Origin of the sequence: Pedobacter antarcticus, from assembly GCF_900112985.1 — a bacterium.
In the GTDB taxonomy this organism is placed as follows: domain Bacteria; phylum Bacteroidota; class Bacteroidia; order Sphingobacteriales; family Sphingobacteriaceae; genus Pedobacter; species Pedobacter antarcticus.
In genome coordinates this window covers 196,759-214,413 of record NZ_FONS01000004.1, presented here as the reverse complement: position 1 = coordinate 214,413, position 17,655 = coordinate 196,759, and the positions used below count along the sequence as shown (strand labels likewise).

At 39.5% G+C, this 17,655-nt stretch carries 14 protein-coding genes; 2 read left to right on the top strand and 12 right to left on the bottom strand.

Translation table 11 applies throughout. The features are described from left to right. Positions 1-8: 8 nt before the first annotated feature. From BM192_RS10700 to BM192_RS10675, 6 genes are all read right to left on the bottom strand, one after another. Positions 9-3,458 carry a SusC/RagA family TonB-linked outer membrane protein gene (locus BM192_RS10700; protein ID WP_081857568.1) on the bottom strand — a complete coding sequence of 1,150 codons (3,450 nt, stop codon included), beginning with the start codon at positions 3,456-3,458 and terminating at the stop codon, positions 9-11. Between the two features lie 140 nt (positions 3,459-3,598). Beyond that, complete coding sequence (locus BM192_RS10695; RefSeq protein WP_074963980.1) at positions 3,599-4,597, bottom strand: FecR family protein; 999 nt, start codon at positions 4,595-4,597, stop codon at positions 3,599-3,601. Positions 4,598-4,697: 100 nt separating this feature from the next. Next, entirely contained in the window at positions 4,698-5,279 is a 582-nt protein-coding gene (locus tag BM192_RS10690) for an RNA polymerase sigma factor (protein ID WP_139218429.1), read from the bottom strand. Positions 5,280-5,376: 97 nt separating this feature from the next. Beyond that, positions 5,377-5,898 (bottom strand): STM3941 family protein, encoded by a 522-nt coding sequence (locus tag BM192_RS10685; RefSeq protein WP_037444380.1) that lies wholly within the window; start codon positions 5,896-5,898, stop codon positions 5,377-5,379. A gap of 27 nt (positions 5,899-5,925) precedes the next feature. Further along, positions 5,926-7,230: an ankyrin repeat domain-containing protein gene (locus tag BM192_RS10680; protein ID WP_234797540.1), complete on the bottom strand. Its 1,305-nt coding sequence runs from the start codon at positions 7,228-7,230 to the stop codon at positions 5,926-5,928. A gap of 11 nt (positions 7,231-7,241) precedes the next feature. Continuing rightward, entirely contained in the window at positions 7,242-8,426 is a 1,185-nt protein-coding gene (locus BM192_RS10675) for an ankyrin repeat domain-containing protein (RefSeq protein WP_037444384.1), read from the bottom strand. 111 nt (positions 8,427-8,537) lie between these two features. Here BM192_RS10675 and BM192_RS10670 point away from each other — a divergent pair, with 111 nt between their 5' ends. Further along, on the top strand, positions 8,538-9,623 hold the full coding sequence (locus BM192_RS10670) for a serine hydrolase domain-containing protein (protein ID WP_037444386.1): 1,086 nt from the start codon (positions 8,538-8,540) through the stop codon (positions 9,621-9,623). Between the two features lie 54 nt (positions 9,624-9,677). On the opposite strand, the gene BM192_RS10665 is transcribed toward BM192_RS10670, so the two are convergent. After that, positions 9,678-10,013, bottom strand: a complete 336-nt coding sequence (locus tag BM192_RS10665) for a hypothetical protein (RefSeq protein ID WP_037444388.1) — start codon at positions 10,011-10,013, stop codon at positions 9,678-9,680. A gap of 82 nt (positions 10,014-10,095) precedes the next feature. Continuing rightward, positions 10,096-11,886 (bottom strand): sensor histidine kinase, encoded by a 1,791-nt coding sequence (locus BM192_RS20640; protein WP_051760230.1) that lies wholly within the window; start codon positions 11,884-11,886, stop codon positions 10,096-10,098. A 198-nt stretch (positions 11,887-12,084) separates the two neighbouring features. On the opposite strand from BM192_RS20640, the gene BM192_RS10650 reads away from it, so the two are divergent. Continuing rightward, entirely contained in the window at positions 12,085-12,777 is a 693-nt protein-coding gene (locus tag BM192_RS10650) for a GNAT family N-acetyltransferase (protein ID WP_051760232.1), read from the top strand. A 60-nt stretch (positions 12,778-12,837) separates the two neighbouring features. On the opposite strand, the gene BM192_RS10645 is transcribed toward BM192_RS10650, so the two are convergent. The 4 genes from BM192_RS10645 to BM192_RS10630 are packed head-to-tail and all read right to left on the bottom strand — an operon-like array spanning position 12,838 to position 17,507. After that, complete coding sequence (locus BM192_RS10645) at positions 12,838-13,314, bottom strand: DUF4625 domain-containing protein (protein ID WP_037444537.1); 477 nt, start codon at positions 13,312-13,314, stop codon at positions 12,838-12,840. 44 nt (positions 13,315-13,358) lie between these two features. Continuing rightward, positions 13,359-14,282: a DUF4625 domain-containing protein gene (locus BM192_RS10640; RefSeq protein WP_037444390.1), complete on the bottom strand. Its 924-nt coding sequence runs from the start codon at positions 14,280-14,282 to the stop codon at positions 13,359-13,361. Between the two features lie 24 nt (positions 14,283-14,306). Beyond that, complete coding sequence (locus tag BM192_RS10635; protein WP_037444392.1) at positions 14,307-15,065, bottom strand: DUF4625 domain-containing protein; 759 nt, start codon at positions 15,063-15,065, stop codon at positions 14,307-14,309. A 54-nt stretch (positions 15,066-15,119) separates the two neighbouring features. Continuing rightward, positions 15,120-17,507, bottom strand: a complete 2,388-nt coding sequence (locus BM192_RS10630) for a TonB-dependent receptor (RefSeq protein ID WP_037444394.1) — start codon at positions 17,505-17,507, stop codon at positions 15,120-15,122. Positions 17,508-17,655: the final 148 nt, after the last annotated feature.

Here is a 17,655-nt window from a genome sequence, read left to right as displayed (position 1 = left end):
CTTTACAATTAGAATCTTAGGTTCGCATTAAATCCTATGGTGCGCATAGAAGGAGTTTGAAGATTGTCAACGCCCGGATCAGGATCTACATTAGGCATTTTAGAGAATAGCAATAGATTACGTCCTACGGCAGAGATATTTAATGCCTTTATTCCCGATTTACCAAGCCATTTAGCGGGTACTTGCCAGGTTAATGTAACTTCCCGTAGTTTCAGGAAAGTCTGGGAGAAATAGTTGTAGTTATTATAAGCACCATTACTTGTATTGGTCATATAATCAATATAATTTACGGCTTTAGTGTTCGGTGCGAACGTACGTGTATCATTTATAATTACGCCATTCCCGTCATAATTTACTTGACCGGAAGTCAAGATTACACCCTCACCTACAAAAGTTGAATTACCTGCATTGGCATCATCACGATATTGGTTTACAGTACCTGGATTTGTTCCGCCCCACCACATTTTCTGATTAGTAGTAGAATAGATCTTGCCTCCCAAACGACCGTCTACTAAGAACTTAAAGCTAAAATTCTTGTAGCGGAAGGAGTTTTCCATTCCATAAGTCCAGTTAGGATCCTGATTTCCGACTGAACGTTGAAAGGTATCTTCCAGTGGAAAGCCATTGGCACCATAGATCACATTGCCATTCGGATCTTCCTGATAAACGGTTGTAAATATCTTGTCTGTACGATCGCCTACTTTCAGGTTGTTAAGGCGGTCTGCATTGCCATAAATTTCTTTCAGATATCTGCGGTACTGACTGAAGTTTGCTGTAATATCCCAGCTGAAGTTCTTGCTTTGTATGGCAGTTCCGGAAAGTACAAGCTCGACACCTTTACGCTGATATACGTTTCCGTTGTCCAACCTTGTTTTAAAACCACTTGTATTTGAGATTGGAATAGATACAATATTATTGTAGTCACGAGTCTGATAATAAGTAGCTTCCAAACTTAATCTGTTATTAAAAAATCGCGCATCCAGACCCGCTTCCCAGCTATCCGATGTCTGCGGTTTCAGGCTTCCATTTAATAGTGCACTGCCATAAGCGAGCGACGGCTGACTATTCCAGATCACTCCCTTATTATAAGAAGGAAGATAACTGTAGGTATAAGTTTTATCACTCAGTGCCGCACCTGTGTTATCATTCAGTGTCGCACTGGAGACTCTGGACCACGCTCCCCTAACTTTCAGATAACTAAGCCAATCTGGCAACTTGGTGAGCTGGGAAATCACTACAGATGAACTCACAGACGGATAAAAGAAACTATTGTTTGCAACAGGTAAAGTAGAAATATGGTCATTCCTACCGGTGGCAGTTAAATAGATTCCATTTAAAAATTCAAGATCTACTAAACCATAAATTCCACTTGTACGTCTCTCCTCTATGAAATTTGTACCCTGAAGCGGATTTGTCGAATTAGATAAGTTATAGAACCCTGGAACGTCAAGACCGTCAGTATTGGTGCTTCCGTACTTATGATTTCTGTAATAATTTGATCCGCCAAATTGCGCATGCAGCTTGATTTTATCAGTGAAGGTATGATTATAGTCAACAATGAGGTCAGATGCAATATCAAAATAATTACCAGTAGCAACTGTGTACTGTCCGCGGGATTTATCTCCATATCCAATATAACTTTTAGGCTCTTTATAAGTGCGGTTTAGTCCGTAGGTATTTATTCCGTTTCTGAACTGCACACTAAAAGAAGGACTCAGTTTATAATTCAGGTTGAGTGATCCAAATGTGTTGTCTTTCGCATATCCCTGTAAATATTCATAAGCCTGGAAATACGGATTATTATAATAGGAATTATTATAATTACGCTGTTGTATCCCGTCTTTACCTGGCGTCCAGTAATTTCGTAAGTCTTTAACACTCACGTCTGCACCTGTCCATAAAATCAGATTGTATAAATAGTTTGTTGGCCCGTAACCTGTTTCAGGAAAATTATTAGTGTATTGACGGTTATAACTGATCCTGGCATCCATAGTTAGCTCGTCGGTCAGTTTATAGTTCCCCGAAAGATTAAAAGAGGTGTTTTTTAAATCTGTGTTTGGTACGACTCCTCGTTGATAAACATGAGAAGCAGATGCTCTGAATGTGCCCCGGTCAGACGTTTGGGTAACACTTATATTATTACTGGATATACTTCCGGTTCTAAAGAAATCTGATACATTGTTCTCCCCCCGGGATATAAAAGGTAGTGGAACCAGCTTTCCAGTAAGGGGATCAATCGGGCTGTTAAACTGTGGGGTCTCAAAATATCCACTGCGTGTCGATGGATCCAACTGATCGAGTTTAGGCCCCCAGATCCAGCCGCCGCCTTCTGTTCCGCCTCCAGAACCATCCACATAGGCATACTGCCCCTTAAATCCATTTCCATACTGCGTTTGAACTTTTGGGATCCGCACAAAGCTCGGCTGAAATTCGGTAGAGGTATTAACGTCAATACTCAATCCATTACTTTTACCACGTTTAGTCGTAATCATAATTGCACCATTCTGTCCGATAGAGCCATATAAAGCAGAAGCATTTGCACCTTTAAGTACGGTCATACTTTCAATATCATCGGCGTTAATTTTCCACACGTCTGCGGATTGATCCGGAATACCATCAATAACCACCAGCGGACTACGTCCACGTAATGAGATTTTAGGGTCCTGAAAAAGATCGGTAGAATTCTGAATATTCAGACCTGCAACACGACCTGTCAGGGAGTTGATAACATTGGGTTCACGCGCCTTTACCAGGCTCTCACCCTGAACTTCCTGAACAGCATACCCGAGTTTAGCCTTCTCCTTCTTTACGCCCAATGCAGTTACCACAACTTCAGATAGGCCTTGCGCATCTTCTTCCAGTATAATTGCATAATTTTCAGCTTCGGTTACCGGAATTCCTGCAGTTTTATATCCTATGAAGGAAACAGTCAAAATATCACCAGTCGACGCTTTAATGGAAAAATCACCTTCCTGATTACTGGAAGTACCTGTATTTGTTCCTTTTACTAATATGGATACACCCGGAAGCGCTCCATTAGTTTTATCTGTAACACGTCCCTTAATAACTCTTGCAACATTATTTGCAATGCCCGCCGGTGCGATGGTTTTAACAATGATCTTATCGCTTAATGCTGTATAAGTAAAACCAGCTTTTACCGAAAGCTGCTGCATTACATCTTCGAGGTTGCTTTTAGGCGCATTAAGAGTGATTTCTTTTTGTAAAAACCCCATTTGATTCACACATACTATACTAAAAGCCGTTTGTTTCTGTATCAAGTCAAAAACGCTTTGTAAGGATTGTCTCGAGGCAGTTACCGAGCACTGTATTTTAGAGAGGTCCTGATCTTTTTCGGCACCAGAAACCGGCCCTATGCCCGTCGTGATTAATAATGTTATTGTGCTAATAATGCACAATAAGGGGTAGAATAAATAGCGTGTAAATATCTTTATTTTCATAAATTAGCAAATTCGTTATCTTAAATATTCGAACATTTATATGGCGTTATTAACCGGCATCTAGTCCATGCCGGTTAAATTTTAAAAAGCCCATGCCTGGCATGTCTCTTTCTATCAGGATATTATTCTGTTTTGTAAATTCAATTTTTAAGGGTTAAATAGACCTTGTTTCTTTCTATACGGTAGGCAATATTTCCAGTTGCACTAATCGTTTCCAGTACATTTATTAAGGATTCGTTTTTGAATCTCGCGTACAAACGGGTGTCGGCCGTAGCCTGATCTGCGAAAATGAGTTTAACACCATAAAGCTGGTTTATCTTTTCAGCTACCTGCCCCAACTTCTCGTTTTTAATTAATAATGTATTTGTCATCCAGCCGGTTGTAGATTCCTGATCGAACTCATGCTGATAAACCTGATGATTTAATTTATTCAATGAGAGTTCCTGACCCGGCTCCAGCAGATATTCATCTCCATCGTCTCCCGCCATGAGTACTTTAACTTTTCCTTCCATTAGCGATACGGATGTGGAGGTATTCTTTTTATAGCTGTTTACGTTGAAATGCGTACCCAATACCTGTACGTCCAGTGTTGCTGTACGTACAATAAATGGCCGGTGCGGGTCTTTACTTACCTCAAAATACGCCTCGCCCTGCAGTTCAACCACCCGCTTTTCTGCTGTAAAATCTTTTGGATAAAAAAGCTCACTTTGAGGAGCAAGAAAAACTTTAGTTCCATCAGCCAGCCAGATCTCTTTTTTCTGACCGGAGACCGTGAATTCTTTAATCACAACCGGTTCCGATGGATAATAAACCTTATAAAGTAATGCTGAAATTATAAAGGTCAGGGCGAGTGATGCAATTATGGCAAATCGCCTGGGTTTAGAAATTGGTAACTTACCGGACGGAGTAATACCGGGCTTCTGCTTTTTGTGAGCATGCATTTTTTTGTCGAGTCGCTGAAAAGCATGGATCGCTGCTGTATCATCTCTTTGATAAGAAGCTAGCCAAACCTGTTTAACTTCCTCAAAGGTTCTTGCATTAACCGAAGAAGAACTGGTCCATTCCCGTAGATGTTTTTCTTCTTCCTCGCTCGTCTGCCCTGCCAGATGGCGTGTAATCAATAAATATATTTCTTCCAAAATGGTATTTCTCTTTTTTCATCTATAGGACGATTAAGAGTAACCAGTTCATGACAGGCATCTCACGAATTCACACAACGATAATATGGGTAACAATAGCTTAACACCCGGAATTTTTAGGCGAAGCATAATAAGACTCTTTTAAGAAACTGATTGCGCGATACATATGTGTTTTCACAGAGTTGACCGAGATATCTAAAATGACAGCAATATCTTTATAGGTGATATTATCATTTCTGTTCATCTGATAAATTAATCTGGTACGTTTGGGAAGCAGGCTGATGAGGTATTCCATTTCCATACATAATTCTTTATAGACTAGAAGATGGTCAGGAACTAAATATTCTGGTCCGGCAAAATCGAGTGCATCCTCAATAGGAACATGCATTCGTTTTGCCCGGTAGAAGTCGTAAATACGGCTGCGCACAACCACATAAAGATACGAAACGACAGATGTGTGAATATTTACAGTTTCCCGCTGCTGCCATATTTTAAAGAAAGCATCGGTGATGATATCTTCTGCTTCATCGCTTGGATATGGGAGAAGATTTTTCGCATACCTGATTAATCCCGGATAATACCTGATAAAAAGAATCTCGAAGGCTTTCTCTTCCCCCTTTATAATGTGACTCCAGATTATATTGTCTGTACTGTTAATATCCATAACTCTTCTGGCGGCCAAAATTATAGCCCGGATATTAAGCCACTGTTAAAAGTAAAATATCTAATCAAGCAGGCGTCTTCTTCACCTCCAAGAGTATTATTTAAAATTTTAATGACTAACGCAGTCCGTCTTTATATTTCGTGATTATGGATAGTAATTCCGGTGCTTCAACATCCAGCGCTGAAGCCGTCAGGAAAACTAACAGGTTTCCCTGTCCGTCATCTGCCCCGCTAGTTGCCAGGGCAGATAATTTCTTACGGATTATAGGTCCGTAGTGATCAGGTTTATTGACTGTAAGTGCGATCAATGTGTCTGCACCAACTTTAGTCAAGTTCATATCAATAATATCGGCCCACAAAATCAACCCGGCTGCTTTACTAACCGGAGTAACTTTAGCTATTATACCTTGCTCACTCAAGATTACCAACGGGGAGGTATCTCTTAAAGAGATTAACATTTTAACTATTATAACTGCCAGTATTAAACCAAATATAGAGGAGATGGCGACTCCCTTAGCAACCACCTCACCATTAAACAAACCGATACTGTATAAAAAGATAGCTATCAGGAGAACAAGTATTCCTGAACATATGAGTATAAGATTAACTGACTTTTTTCTGTTTCTGTAAAATTCCATTTTTATATAATGTTTGTTTATTGCTATTTATCCTTGAAGTATTTTTTGTTTTTCAATCTCGAATTCTGCCGGCGTAAGGATTCCGGCATCTAAAAGGTCTTTAAGATCCAGAAGATCTTGTTTTTTAGTATTTATTGAACTACCAGTGTCAACATTCGTATCCTTAGGTCCAAAAGAAAGTAATAACGCCGTGATTTCATTAAATCCTTTGATATTTGAATAATCAATCGCTTTCTGCTCTTTAACGTTAACTGCTGCTATATCTGCACCATTTTCCAGCAAGGTTTTTACAATATCTTTTTTCCCGTTGGCAGCCCCATAATGCAAAGCGGTATTCCCGCTTTCATCCTGAATATTAACAGCCGCGCCGTTTTCGAGAAGAAGTTTAACCAGACTCAGGTGCCCCTTTTTAACAGCAACGTGCAGCAAGCTTTCCCCTCCATACTGATAGTTCTCATTCAAGGAGAAATTACTCTCATTTGCCAGATTATTAGCTGTCTGTACCCAATCCAGGTATGAATTCATGGAGTCATCATTTCCGGACAGTGGCTTGCTATAATTGATGTCAATTCCTTGTTGAATGAAAAGGTTTACAATTTCTTTTTGATTATGGTTACAGGCATACCAGATTGGAGACAAGCCATTATTTGAGGAAACAGTTATATCGGCGCCGAATTCAACTAATAATTTAACAAGCATATTGTTATTTTGATGGCAGGCCAGTAACAATGGTGTTTCACCAGCGTGATTCGCCTGATTAACCTCAGCTCCGTTCTCCAACAGCAATGAGAGTGCTGCATTACTGCCTGACTTCACAGCATAGAATAGAGAAGTATTCCCCTGCTTATCTGCTGCATTCACATTAACTCCTATATTTAGTAACTGCAAAAGAACCTCTTTATTCCGGCTATATGCGGCAAACATCAACGGTGTTTCTGCTTCATTATTTTCCTGATCTGCATTTGAACCGGTTTTTAATAATTCCTGAAGAACCTCTGCCTGAGACGTCCTGGCTGCCAGATGTAAAAGACTATTTCCTTGGTGATCCCTAATGTCAGTTCTCGAGCATTTTTCCAGCAGAAACATTGCTGTTTGCTTCTGCTTCTGCAGACATGAAAAGAATAACGGAGTCTCTCCGTTGTGATCTTCATAATCCAGATCTGCCCCCGCTTCAACTAAAGCCTTTACAATATCCAGATATCCTCTATGCGCTGCATAATGCAGTGCAGTTCTTCCTTTTTCATCGGTATAAGTAACATCTACTTCGTTATTCTTTAATAAGATTTCAGCGATCTTTCTTTTGCCCGATTCACAGGCAATTATAAATGACATGGACATAATGATTATTTATTGGTCAAAAGTAGCTCTACAGTTTTAGCTTTCAGGTTATCAGTTGAAGCGAGCATCATCGCAGTTTGGTCTTGATTATTTGTCAGATTGATATCAATACCTTTTTGAATCAATAGTTTGACCTTTCGATAGGTGTCTTTGGCCATTTCCTGATCAAAATTGACATCAAAAGCACAGACTTTGTGCAACAGGGAATTCCCATTCTGGTCTAGCCGCGTTAGATCCAGTGCCTCCAGCTGGATAACTGTATTAAAAACATCGAAAGTCTGTTCTGCAACAATATCTGCCGGAGTCTTCTCGCTCCCGTAATAAATTGCAGGTGCATATAGATCAGCACCGTCATTGATAAGGGCAGTTAATAAGTTCAGCAAAGTTTCTGAAGGCCGGTTTAATCTGCGCAGAAATTCAAATAATATCGTCACCTTATTTTTATTCAGAATCTCGAAATCCGGCTTTTCATAGGCGCATAGCATATGATATAAAGATAAATTCTGCTGATGAACTACAGCATGGTAAATGGCAGTTTCTCCTACGTTATCGGGCTTATTAGTGTCCGCGCCATTTTTCAGCAGTAGATCTATTAACTGAACTTTATTTCTCGAAATTGCATGGATGAGTGGCGTTTTTTTAACGATATCCATGGCGTTCACATCCAAACCCTCATTGATCATCAAATCAAGGAGAATAACAGCAATTTCTGGCGTAATTCGGTTATTCGATGCAATCTGGTGAAGATAAGTTTCTTCAGCATTATTTACCCAGTTTGTATCACAACCGGCCCTAATTAAGCTTTTAATCAATACGGGATGCACACCTGACTCTAGAGCGTAACCTAAAAGTGTTTGATTATTTATCGGCTCATTGAGATTTTGCAACAACGAAAGAAACTCGTCAAAAAAGATGATATCTTCTTCTTCTTGCTGAAGATTTAAGAAGATGCTTTTTAATAATGTGTGGTCAAAACTAGTGTATTCGTATAAATCAGTCTCAATTAATTGATGTCTGATAAAGAGCAAAATAATATCGAATGCTTTATTTCTGATTAATTTGTCGAACAACTGGATCCTTTCAAAGGGCTGCAGATCAACGGGGACATTTGATTCCTCCTTCAATAATTCCCTGGCTTCTTCAAAATTACTATTTCTGAATGCGTCTAATAACAATTGGTTCTCGGGCATATATAAAAACTAGATTAATTTTCATGCTTCAAAAACTGCGCCGATTACCTCTACAGAAACATTATTATTTCTATGCAGTTCATTCTCAAATTGAAATGTATCTTTAACTTCATGAAACTTAATGCGCTCGTTATTTTATCTGTCCTTACATTCATACCTGTCTTTACACTCACGTTGAAACTGGATGCTCAGACACTTCCGGTTAAAACTTCCAGCATTATGGCTGAAGCTGAAGCAGCTATTTTACGGAATGAGTATTCTGGCATAAATAGCATTCTGATCTCAAAAGATGGAGCACCGGTTTATGAACACTATTTCAATGGTTTTACTGCAGATTCATTAAACGACTCCAGATCCTCTTTCAAATCAGTAGCTAGCCTACTTTTAGGAATTGCTATTGACAGAGGTATAGTAAAAAATGTAAATCAATTTGTTTACACCTTCTTTCCGGAAGAGAAAGCATTTGCCGCAGATCCGTTAAAACGGAGAATAACTATTAAAAATCTACTGGAAATGCGTTCCGGAATAGATTGCGACGAATGGAATGGCGAAAAGGATTGTGAGTCCGAAATGGAACCTACCAAAGACTGGCTGAAATTTTCGCTAAGTGTGCCAATGAAACATGAACCTGGAAAAATATGGTCATATACATCAATTGACCCAATGATCATTAGTGGTATTATCAGCAATGCATCTGGTATGTCTATAATGGAATTCGCTAAATTATATCTGTTCGAACCAATGGGCATTACAAACTACAGGTGGACTACCGACCCCGCTGGACATGGTATGACTGGAGGATCATTTTTTATCCGTACACAGGATATGCAAAAAATAGGTCAGCTCCTGCTTAACAGGGGTATCTGGAATGGTAAACGCATAGTTAGTGAAAAATGGCTGAAAAGCTCTACAACGGCAAATATTCCTATACCTGAAACATCTTTCATTAAATTAAGCAAAAACAAAACGGCGATTCCCCAACCTGCTTTTTATGGTTATTACTGGTATAATGAACAAGTAAAAACCGATGGGTTCACAGCGAATATTGTTTTTGCTTCTGGTAATGGCGGACAATACATTATGACTATTAAAGATTTAGGCTTGGTTATCGTTTTTACACAAAGTAATTATGGTTCATGGAAAGCAAAACGGGCATTTGATATTTTAGTAAAATACATTATCCCGGCATACCAATAACATCGCCCGTTTCTTCCATTCGGGTAAACAGAGAATCACATGCCGGCCCGCATTTTAAGACATAGTATCCTGATCGTCCTCATCCTGTGCGTTAAGCGTGTCGAGATCTTCTGGTTCAATAGCTGTATCGTCGTCATCGTCTAAATTCAGATCCAGATCTGCTGCTGTATTACCTGTATCTTCACTGGAGTCGTAGCCCGTATATTCATCCTGATCCGGAACAGGGTTGCCCTCCGCTAGTTCCTCTTCATCTGCAGGAGAAAGTTCTTCATTTTCATTTTCTCCGTCAATGGTGTCATTTTCTTCGTTAAGTTCGCTAAAATTGGCAGCTGCATCCAATTCACTCGGATCCAGTGCATCTTGAAAGGCACTATTTTCGTTGTTTTCCATAATTGATAAGCTAATAACAGGTTTTTAATTAATAGAATTTAATCCCCTAACATCGTGGAAAATAAAATGTTTCATTTACTCTTTAATTTCCGGGTTGTTTAGCTAAAGGAATACTAAAATAAAAGGTAGAACCTTTACCAGGATCACTCTCTAACCAGATATTACCATGATGTCTTGCAATAATTTCTGCACTCAGATAAAGACCGATACCAAAACCCGAAATATGACTGTCCCTCACAACTCTATAATAACGCTCGAAAATTCTACTGGAGTCGACCTCATTGATTCCAATACCATTGTCCTTAACGCTCACCTGCGCCATTCCATCGGTTATTTCGCACTGTAAGTTAATATTCTTATCAGCAGGTGAGTATTTTACGGCGTTACTCAAAAGATTAGAAATAACGTTACTTATCTTATCGAAGTCAGCGTATACAGGTATATTTTCGCAAGGATGAAAGTTTATAGTATGGCCGGTCTCCATTAATCTGGCTTCTTCCACTGCGTTCTGTACCAGGTCGCTTAAAAGAAAGTGATGTCGATTTAAAACTATTTTACCAGATTCAAGACGGGAAACATTTAAAAAACCATTAATCATACTTGTCATTTTTTTGACTTGTCTGACTGCCATGTCTAAAGAAGAATTAATAAAATCATCTTGCATTTTGCTGGTTTTACGCTGCAATAATTGTAGGTATCCGTTCATTGAGGTAAGCGGTGTTTTCAGCTCATGACTTACCATACCTATGAAATCGTTTTTGCGTTGTTCATCCTTTTTAAGTACTGAGATATCCATCACTACACCTGTAAAAGCAGAAAACTCACCCGATTTATCTGCTTTTAAATTCCCTACTGCCCTTAGCCATCGAATTTTTTTATCGTGATAACCTTCCACAGGATAGGAAACATCATAATCGCCATTCCCACTTAGAGCATTCTCAAATTTATCTGATACGTATTGCCGGTATTCATCTGTAATTTGATTGAGCGCATCTTCAATTGTTATGTTCTGATCTGCATGGAATCCGAAAAGCTCCCTGAGCCTGGCGGAAGTGACAAACTCCCTGGATACAGAATGAATATGCCATGTTCCGAAGTTTGCAGCCTCAATGGCAAGCCTTAAGGCAATTTCCTTGTCTTCAAGCCGGTCGTAAATTTCCTGCAATCTTTGCTGAGCCTCATATAACTCTTCATTAGAAGTCAGAAGTTCTTCATTAGCGGCCGCCATTTCTTCGTTCATCGCCGCAAGTTCTTCGGAGAGCAAGCGGAAATTATTTTCGCTCTCTCTTAAATCCCTGACACGTGCTTCTACTCTACCTTCAAGGGTTTCATTTAATATTTTAAGCTCATCCTGATTTTTAGATAACTCTTCATTGACCGCATTCAGTTCCTCATTCGAGGCAGCAAGTTCTTCGTTGAGTGATTGTTCTCTCAACAAAGCCTGCTCCTTCGAGTAAGCTTCTTGAAGTGTTAAACGATGTTTCACACGTTCGGTTACATCGGTTGCGGTATGTAAAATACAGATAGTTTTCCCGTCTATGTCTTTAATAGCACGGTATTCGAAATCAAAATAATAAGTGTACAGCTGTCCATCGGTAATCAGGTCGGCGGCAGTCTCCGTTCCGGCAACAGTAATACCTTCTTGCCATACACGTTTAAACATTTCTGCAAAAGGCTGTCCTTTCAATTCAGGCAATGCATCTTCAAGAGATTTCCCGATAACTGACCGGTCTTTGTCCCAGATTTTCAACATCGCGTCATTGGCCATTTGAATGACAGCGAGTTCTCCAACATGTACAGCCGTAGCTGTTTTAGTCTGATCTAGTACAGTTATTAATTGTTCTTTACTTAAAAATGGCGGGTCGTTATACATAATTTTTTCTGCAGGCGGGCGCTAATATAAAATCTTTTGGCTTTTTCATGTACAATAACTTTACAAATTAATTTTTGTTTATGTAGCAACTAAAAATCCTGCAAAAAATAAATATTAGGTTTTTTTTAAGCATCAAAATCCATACATTTGACTTATGTAAAATTTTACGTAAAAATTTACAATAAAGATCACTGGCTAATGAAACTTAAATTATTCTTACTAGACAATCCAATCTGGAACGCTTTATCTTCAGTTCATCAGGAGTTTGCAGTTGGTACGCCTGGGGTAAAATGCTACCAGGAACAAACTATTCCATTTATGGGTATACAGTATAACGATAAAAATCTATTAACAGAACTGGAAGCTTATTTGAAAGAAGGGGAAGAAAGATTCTTAAAGGACGAACTGGAATCCGTTCCTGAAAATTGGGAAATCCTGCAGCGATTAGCTTGTATACAAATGGTTTACAACCCTTCTCCAGTAGAATCCGCGATAAATCCCATATCACAGCTCTCGGAACAAGATTCAGATGAGCTCCATGCATTGGTGAATCTTGTACAACCAGGTTTTTTTAAACGAAAAACAACACTTTTGGGCAATTATTACGGCATAAGAAAGGAAGGAATTCTTGTAGCGGTCGCCGGAGAAAGAATGAAATTGGATGGTTTCACAGAGCTCAGCGCTGTTTGTACACATCCCTCCCATACAGGCAATGGTTATGCGCAGCAATTATTACGCGGGCTATGTCAGATAACGATCGAAAAGGGTAATATCCCATTTCTGCATGTATTAGAATCAAATAAAAGAGCCATACAAATCTACGAATTTCTGAATTTCACCAAAAGGATTGATTTTCCATTGGTTAAATTAAAATATACCGGAAAAAACTAAACCTATTTAATATTCAGCAGCACATTTTTCAGGATGCACTGCTGAATAAAATAGAATAGACTATTGTATTTTTACACTTAGTCCTTTTATAGTCTGCCAACCCGCTTTATCTGTCAGACGAATCATAAAATGATAATCCCCCGGATCGATATCTGCAGGAACAGTGATTTCAGTGTTTAAGTGGTAACTTTTCGATCCCGCAGGAATTGGAAAATCCCTGATCAGTAAAAAAGGCTTTACTGCCTTCTTTACTGGTTCCATTCCGCAGTCATCGACCTCGGTACTATGTGTGTGATGATCGAAATTATGGTGAATATCTACGCTTACGGAACCAAGCTGTGAGTTATCAGTCAGTAATGCACGAAAAGTAAACGTCTCCCCACGTTTTATTACACTACATTGTTTAGGAAACGCATCTGAAGCGGTGTTATCGATTTCTGGATAGGTAGTGTCAATTGTACTATTATTGTCTTTACTACAATTCGTAAGCAAAAAGAGTATTAAAACTGGAGACAGTAAAAAATTTATTCTTCTCATTGTATTTTTTAATAAGTGAATCGTGTTAAATTCCAACACCATGATTATTTATAGTCTATAGTGATTGGAAATGATTTAAAAGTACTGCGATTATAAGTCGTGTTTTTGTACAGAAAAACCAGATCATATTGACCGGATGCCCAACTTTTCTCACCCGAGACGGGATTAGGTTTCGGCTCATTGAAATCTTCAATGGCACCGATCGTGATATCTTCCCATCCCCAAACACCATTAACCTGTTTAAGCGTAGTCACTTTCGAAGCCGATGGCAAGTCATGATGTTCTACTCTTGAAATAACAATAGCCTTATTAAAATCAAGATTATCTATGGACTCAGGGTGATAATTTGCACTTCTTTTAATCAACACAGAATATAATATTCCATCACCTTTAATTCCGTTGACTTGAGCATGAGCTTTAAGCTCATCGCCTTTTTTAAAAATAAGTTCCTTCTCAACCCAGGTTTCCATATAATAAATTAGCTGTCCATTTCTGGAAATCATATCCCTCCCTATTTGAGGGTCGACCGGAACATTAGCAGGATCAGTTATAACAAAATCTTCCCTGATTTCCAGCTTGCTGCCATTTTCGTCCAAGACAATAAAAAAGAAATCGTATTTTCCTTCTGGCGCTTCAGCAGGAATGGTAAAGTGTTTGTGCACGTTCGTATTCTTAACGCCTTTAAATTCCCCCCAATTCAGTTCAAACTTCCAGGAAGCTGAATAACTTTCTGTACTTTTCTGCAGAATTTTAACTTGAACATCACTTATTTTGTCTCCTGCAATTATATCAGCATTTAAGTGAAAATCTCTACCTCGCAAGGCATTTTTATTATTGCCGGTTCCAATTTCGATATTATCAACAGTTGGCTTTCCTGCTTCGGGAGCAGATTGATTATCTTTTTTACAAGCAACTGAAAGTCCGGATGCCAGACCTATTAGTATAAAAACAGTATATATCTTCTTCATTTGATATTTAATTTAATCTTGTAATCAGGGTTTGTCAAAGTGCTGTTCAAACTCATTTTCTTTTCCAGCCTGGTCAATTATTTTCAGATGAACATGATAATGGCCTTTTGGAGCTGCGGTTACATCCAGGTGTTTATGCAATTTATAGGTAGTCTGTCCAACCATTGCTGCATCTGTAAATTCAAATTCTTTTTCCCATCCTGCCCCATGTACCTCAGCAACGACTTTAGCAATTTTATTAACCGCAGTAAGCGTCGCTTCCATATGGAGATCATTACCGGCAGTGTTAATACCTACCTCAAATCCGGTCGCTGCGGGTAGAAAAGGATCGAATTTTACTTCCAGAGTATTCTCTATTTTTGTAACTGATCCTTGTTGATCGGTTACCGCGAAAACCACCAGATACTGGCCGATAGCAGCATCTGCCGGCACGTCGATGTGCTTGTGGAAGCTTGCATTATTTAAACCTGAAAAACCATCTACGTACTCCTGATTAAATTTCCAGCCGCTACCTGATTTAGGAGAGATCTCTACTTTTACACTTGCTAGTTTTCCTGCAGCAATCAGTTCGGCCTCGATATGAATATCGGTGCCGGGATAAGCAGTTTTATTATTGTCATGACCGATTTCCAGCGCGTTGATAACTGGCGCAGATATCTCCGGTTTATCGTCTTTTTTACAAGCAGTGAATGCTGCAGAGAAAAAGAGCAGTATAACCATCATCTTGTTAATTTTCATTTTGCCTGTCTTGGCATTCCAGGTGTTTTGATCTGTTTTTTGCATAATTGTTTGATTTTTAAATATTTGTGTTGATTTTAAATTAGTTCGCTCTCATTTTCAATGAAATGGGATTTTTAAAGACAGGATAAGATTTCTCCCTGCCTCGGGCAATTCTATCAGGCGATAGAAGCTTGTATGATTCATATATTTGGTATCCAGTAAATTCTGCGCTTGCAGACTATGCATTACTGGTTGACGAAATAGGTTTATTTTGGTACCTGCCTGAAGGTTGATTACTGTATAGCCCGGTGTTTTCTTTTCGGGTGGAACAATCCGGTCCTGCTTTCCTGCAATCCGGTAATCGATCGCAAAATAGGTATCGTCCAAATTCCTTCCGAATACGGGTGACCAGGACAAGCTTATCATACCAGATACAGGTGGTGAGAAGGGTAAGCCATAACCTTTTTTATCACCTGAAAGCTGCCTGGCATATAAATATTCACCTACAAATTCAGAACTGAGCCCCTTTAGCAGATCCACCCGGAGTTTAAATTCGCCACCATAACGCATCACTTTACTTTGCGCATACTGGAAGACCTGGTTACCTGCACCATAGAAATAATCATGGTAAGCAGTAGGATTCAGATAAATATAATTTGGGAAATAATTATAAAATGGAGTGATCAGTACAGACCAATTTTCAGCATCCCAGCCCAGGCTTAGGTCCGCTTGATAAGATTGTTCTGCCGAGAGGTTTGCATCTCCTTTTTCATAACTGAAATAATGATAGTTGACACCGTTTGCCCCCAACTCTTTAGCAATGGGCATTCTGAAACTTTTACCCAGATTTGCTTTCAGTACAAAGTGTTCCGGGTTATAGTTTATGCCTGCTGACCAGACCACGCTGCCAAACCGGCGTTTCAGATTATTTGCCCGGGTCAGTTTACCGCCGGCTGTGCCCGTCGCACCTTCAGAAGGAAACCAGTCCTGATATTCAAAGAGCCGGACGCTTCCATAATCATACCGCATTCCGGCATGTAAAAGCACACGGTCGTTCAGCTCATATTTGTCATAAATAAAAGCACCCGCAGTTAACTGATTAAATGAAGGCACAAGAAAAGTCCAGCCATTGATCCGGTTGTGCTGATATTCTGCATTAACCCCTGCAGTTAGCAAATGCTTTCCTACTTTAAACTCATCCCGCAGATTTACACTGTATACGTGTTTATCAAATTCCCGCTCGAGATCTGCAGGTATATTAAGTGTATCCGGATAAGCTGGTGGCATGTATCCATGATTTACATACTGACTGAATTCCTGCCGAAAATTGTGTTGGTAGCCAAGCTCCATTTGCAGTCTATGTTGTGCAACACTATACTCAGTACGGTTTATTAACTTCAAGTGGTTAACCTCCTGCCCAGGCATCTGGATATCCCGGCTTGAACGGTCGTGCATTTCGGTGTCTACTCTTCTCGGTTCCAGACCATGTGCATTTGCGAAGAATCCACTTTTACTATAAGTATTACTGAGATAAAAAACAGTCCTGAATCTATCCTTGATATAACCGGTATTAAAATGCAATGCAGTTTCACGGCCCGCAGTATTTCTTAATCGTCCGTCTTTAAGATTTACGGCGTAGTCATACACAAAAACCTGATCCGCAGGCACTCTGTAGTCTCCATAATTCTGATAAGTAACACGGGCATCATAAAAAAAGTGGTTTTTACGGGCAAACAAATTTGCAGATGTGCCGTAAAGATTATTATTGCTTTTTCCAATCAAATCCACTGCGCCGCCAAATGTATTTTTTCCAGGAATAGCTCTGGGTTTAATATCAATCACACCCCCAATCGCATCGGAACCGTAAAGAAAGGAAGCTGCTCCTTTGATCAATTCTACTTCGCCTGCTGCGAACTGATCGATTTCCAACCCGTGGTCTGCTCCCCACTGCTGGCCTTCGTGCTTAACACCTTTATCTACAACTACCACACGGTTAAAACCCAACCCCCTGATAAGGGGTTTGGATTGCCCGGATCCAATACCGATTGTATTAATTCCCGGAAGGCGGTCTAGGGTTTGCATTAAACTTCCGCCCAAATTCCGTTGAATAAATTCACTGCCGACCACTTCAATATTCATAGATTCGGTCTGACCTCTTATTTTTCCCCGCTTATTTCGTACGCTAACCTCCTTTAGTTGATGTTGCCGTTGCTCCATCGTAATGGTCAAAAAGACATCAACAGTGGCGACCACAGCTATCTGCACCTTTTTCTGATACCCGATATGTATAAAATTCACCTCGTATACTCCTGGTTTTAAACCATATATTGAAAACATACCAGCGGAATCGGTAACGGAATAACGGGATTGACCTATAATTGAAATGCTCACATTTTTGATAGGAAGGCCTGTCGCAGCGGTCACTTTTCCACTCAGGTGGAGGTCCTGGCTGCAAAGTAGCCCACTCCAAAGCATACAGAAAAACAGAGTAAGGAATTTCTTCATTAAAATTCAGAGGCTATTTAGCCATTAGGAATCCTAGGAAAAGACATACTTATAAAGCAGATATCTTTTCAGATCCATATAAAAATAAAATAGTAAATCACATCACCTGAGAAGGCGATGAATAAGCATCAGGACGATGCAATTGAAA

Bases quoted from the DNA above. Each gene is read 5' to 3' on its own strand.
- BM192_RS10700 (WP_081857568.1), bottom strand. From the start codon at position 3,458: ATGAAAATAAAGATATTTACACGCTATTTATTCTACCCCTTATTGTGC.
- BM192_RS10675 (WP_037444384.1), bottom strand. From the start codon at position 8,426: ATGCCCGAGAACCAATTGTTATTAGACGCATTCAGAAATAGTAATTTT.
- BM192_RS10665 (WP_037444388.1), bottom strand. From the start codon at position 10,013: ATGGAAAACAACGAAAATAGTGCCTTTCAAGATGCACTGGATCCGAGT.
- BM192_RS10640 (WP_037444390.1), bottom strand. From the start codon at position 14,282: ATGAAGAAGATATATACTGTTTTTATACTAATAGGTCTGGCATCCGGA.
- BM192_RS10635 (WP_037444392.1), bottom strand. From the start codon at position 15,065: ATGCAAAAAACAGATCAAAACACCTGGAATGCCAAGACAGGCAAAATG.
- BM192_RS10680 (WP_234797540.1), bottom strand. From the start codon at position 7,230: ATGTCATTTATAATTGCCTGTGAATCGGGCAAAAGAAAGATCGCTGAA.
- BM192_RS10685 (WP_037444380.1), bottom strand. From the start codon at position 5,898: ATGGAATTTTACAGAAACAGAAAAAAGTCAGTTAATCTTATACTCATA.
- BM192_RS20640 (WP_051760230.1), bottom strand. From the start codon at position 11,886: ATGTATAACGACCCGCCATTTTTAAGTAAAGAACAATTAATAACTGTA.
- BM192_RS10670 (WP_037444386.1), top strand. From the start codon at position 8,538: ATGAAACTTAATGCGCTCGTTATTTTATCTGTCCTTACATTCATACCT.
- BM192_RS10630 (WP_037444394.1), bottom strand. From the start codon at position 17,507: ATGAAGAAATTCCTTACTCTGTTTTTCTGTATGCTTTGGAGTGGGCTA.
- BM192_RS10645 (WP_037444537.1), bottom strand. From the start codon at position 13,314: ATGAGAAGAATAAATTTTTTACTGTCTCCAGTTTTAATACTCTTTTTG.
- BM192_RS10650 (WP_051760232.1), top strand. From the start codon at position 12,085: ATGAAACTTAAATTATTCTTACTAGACAATCCAATCTGGAACGCTTTA.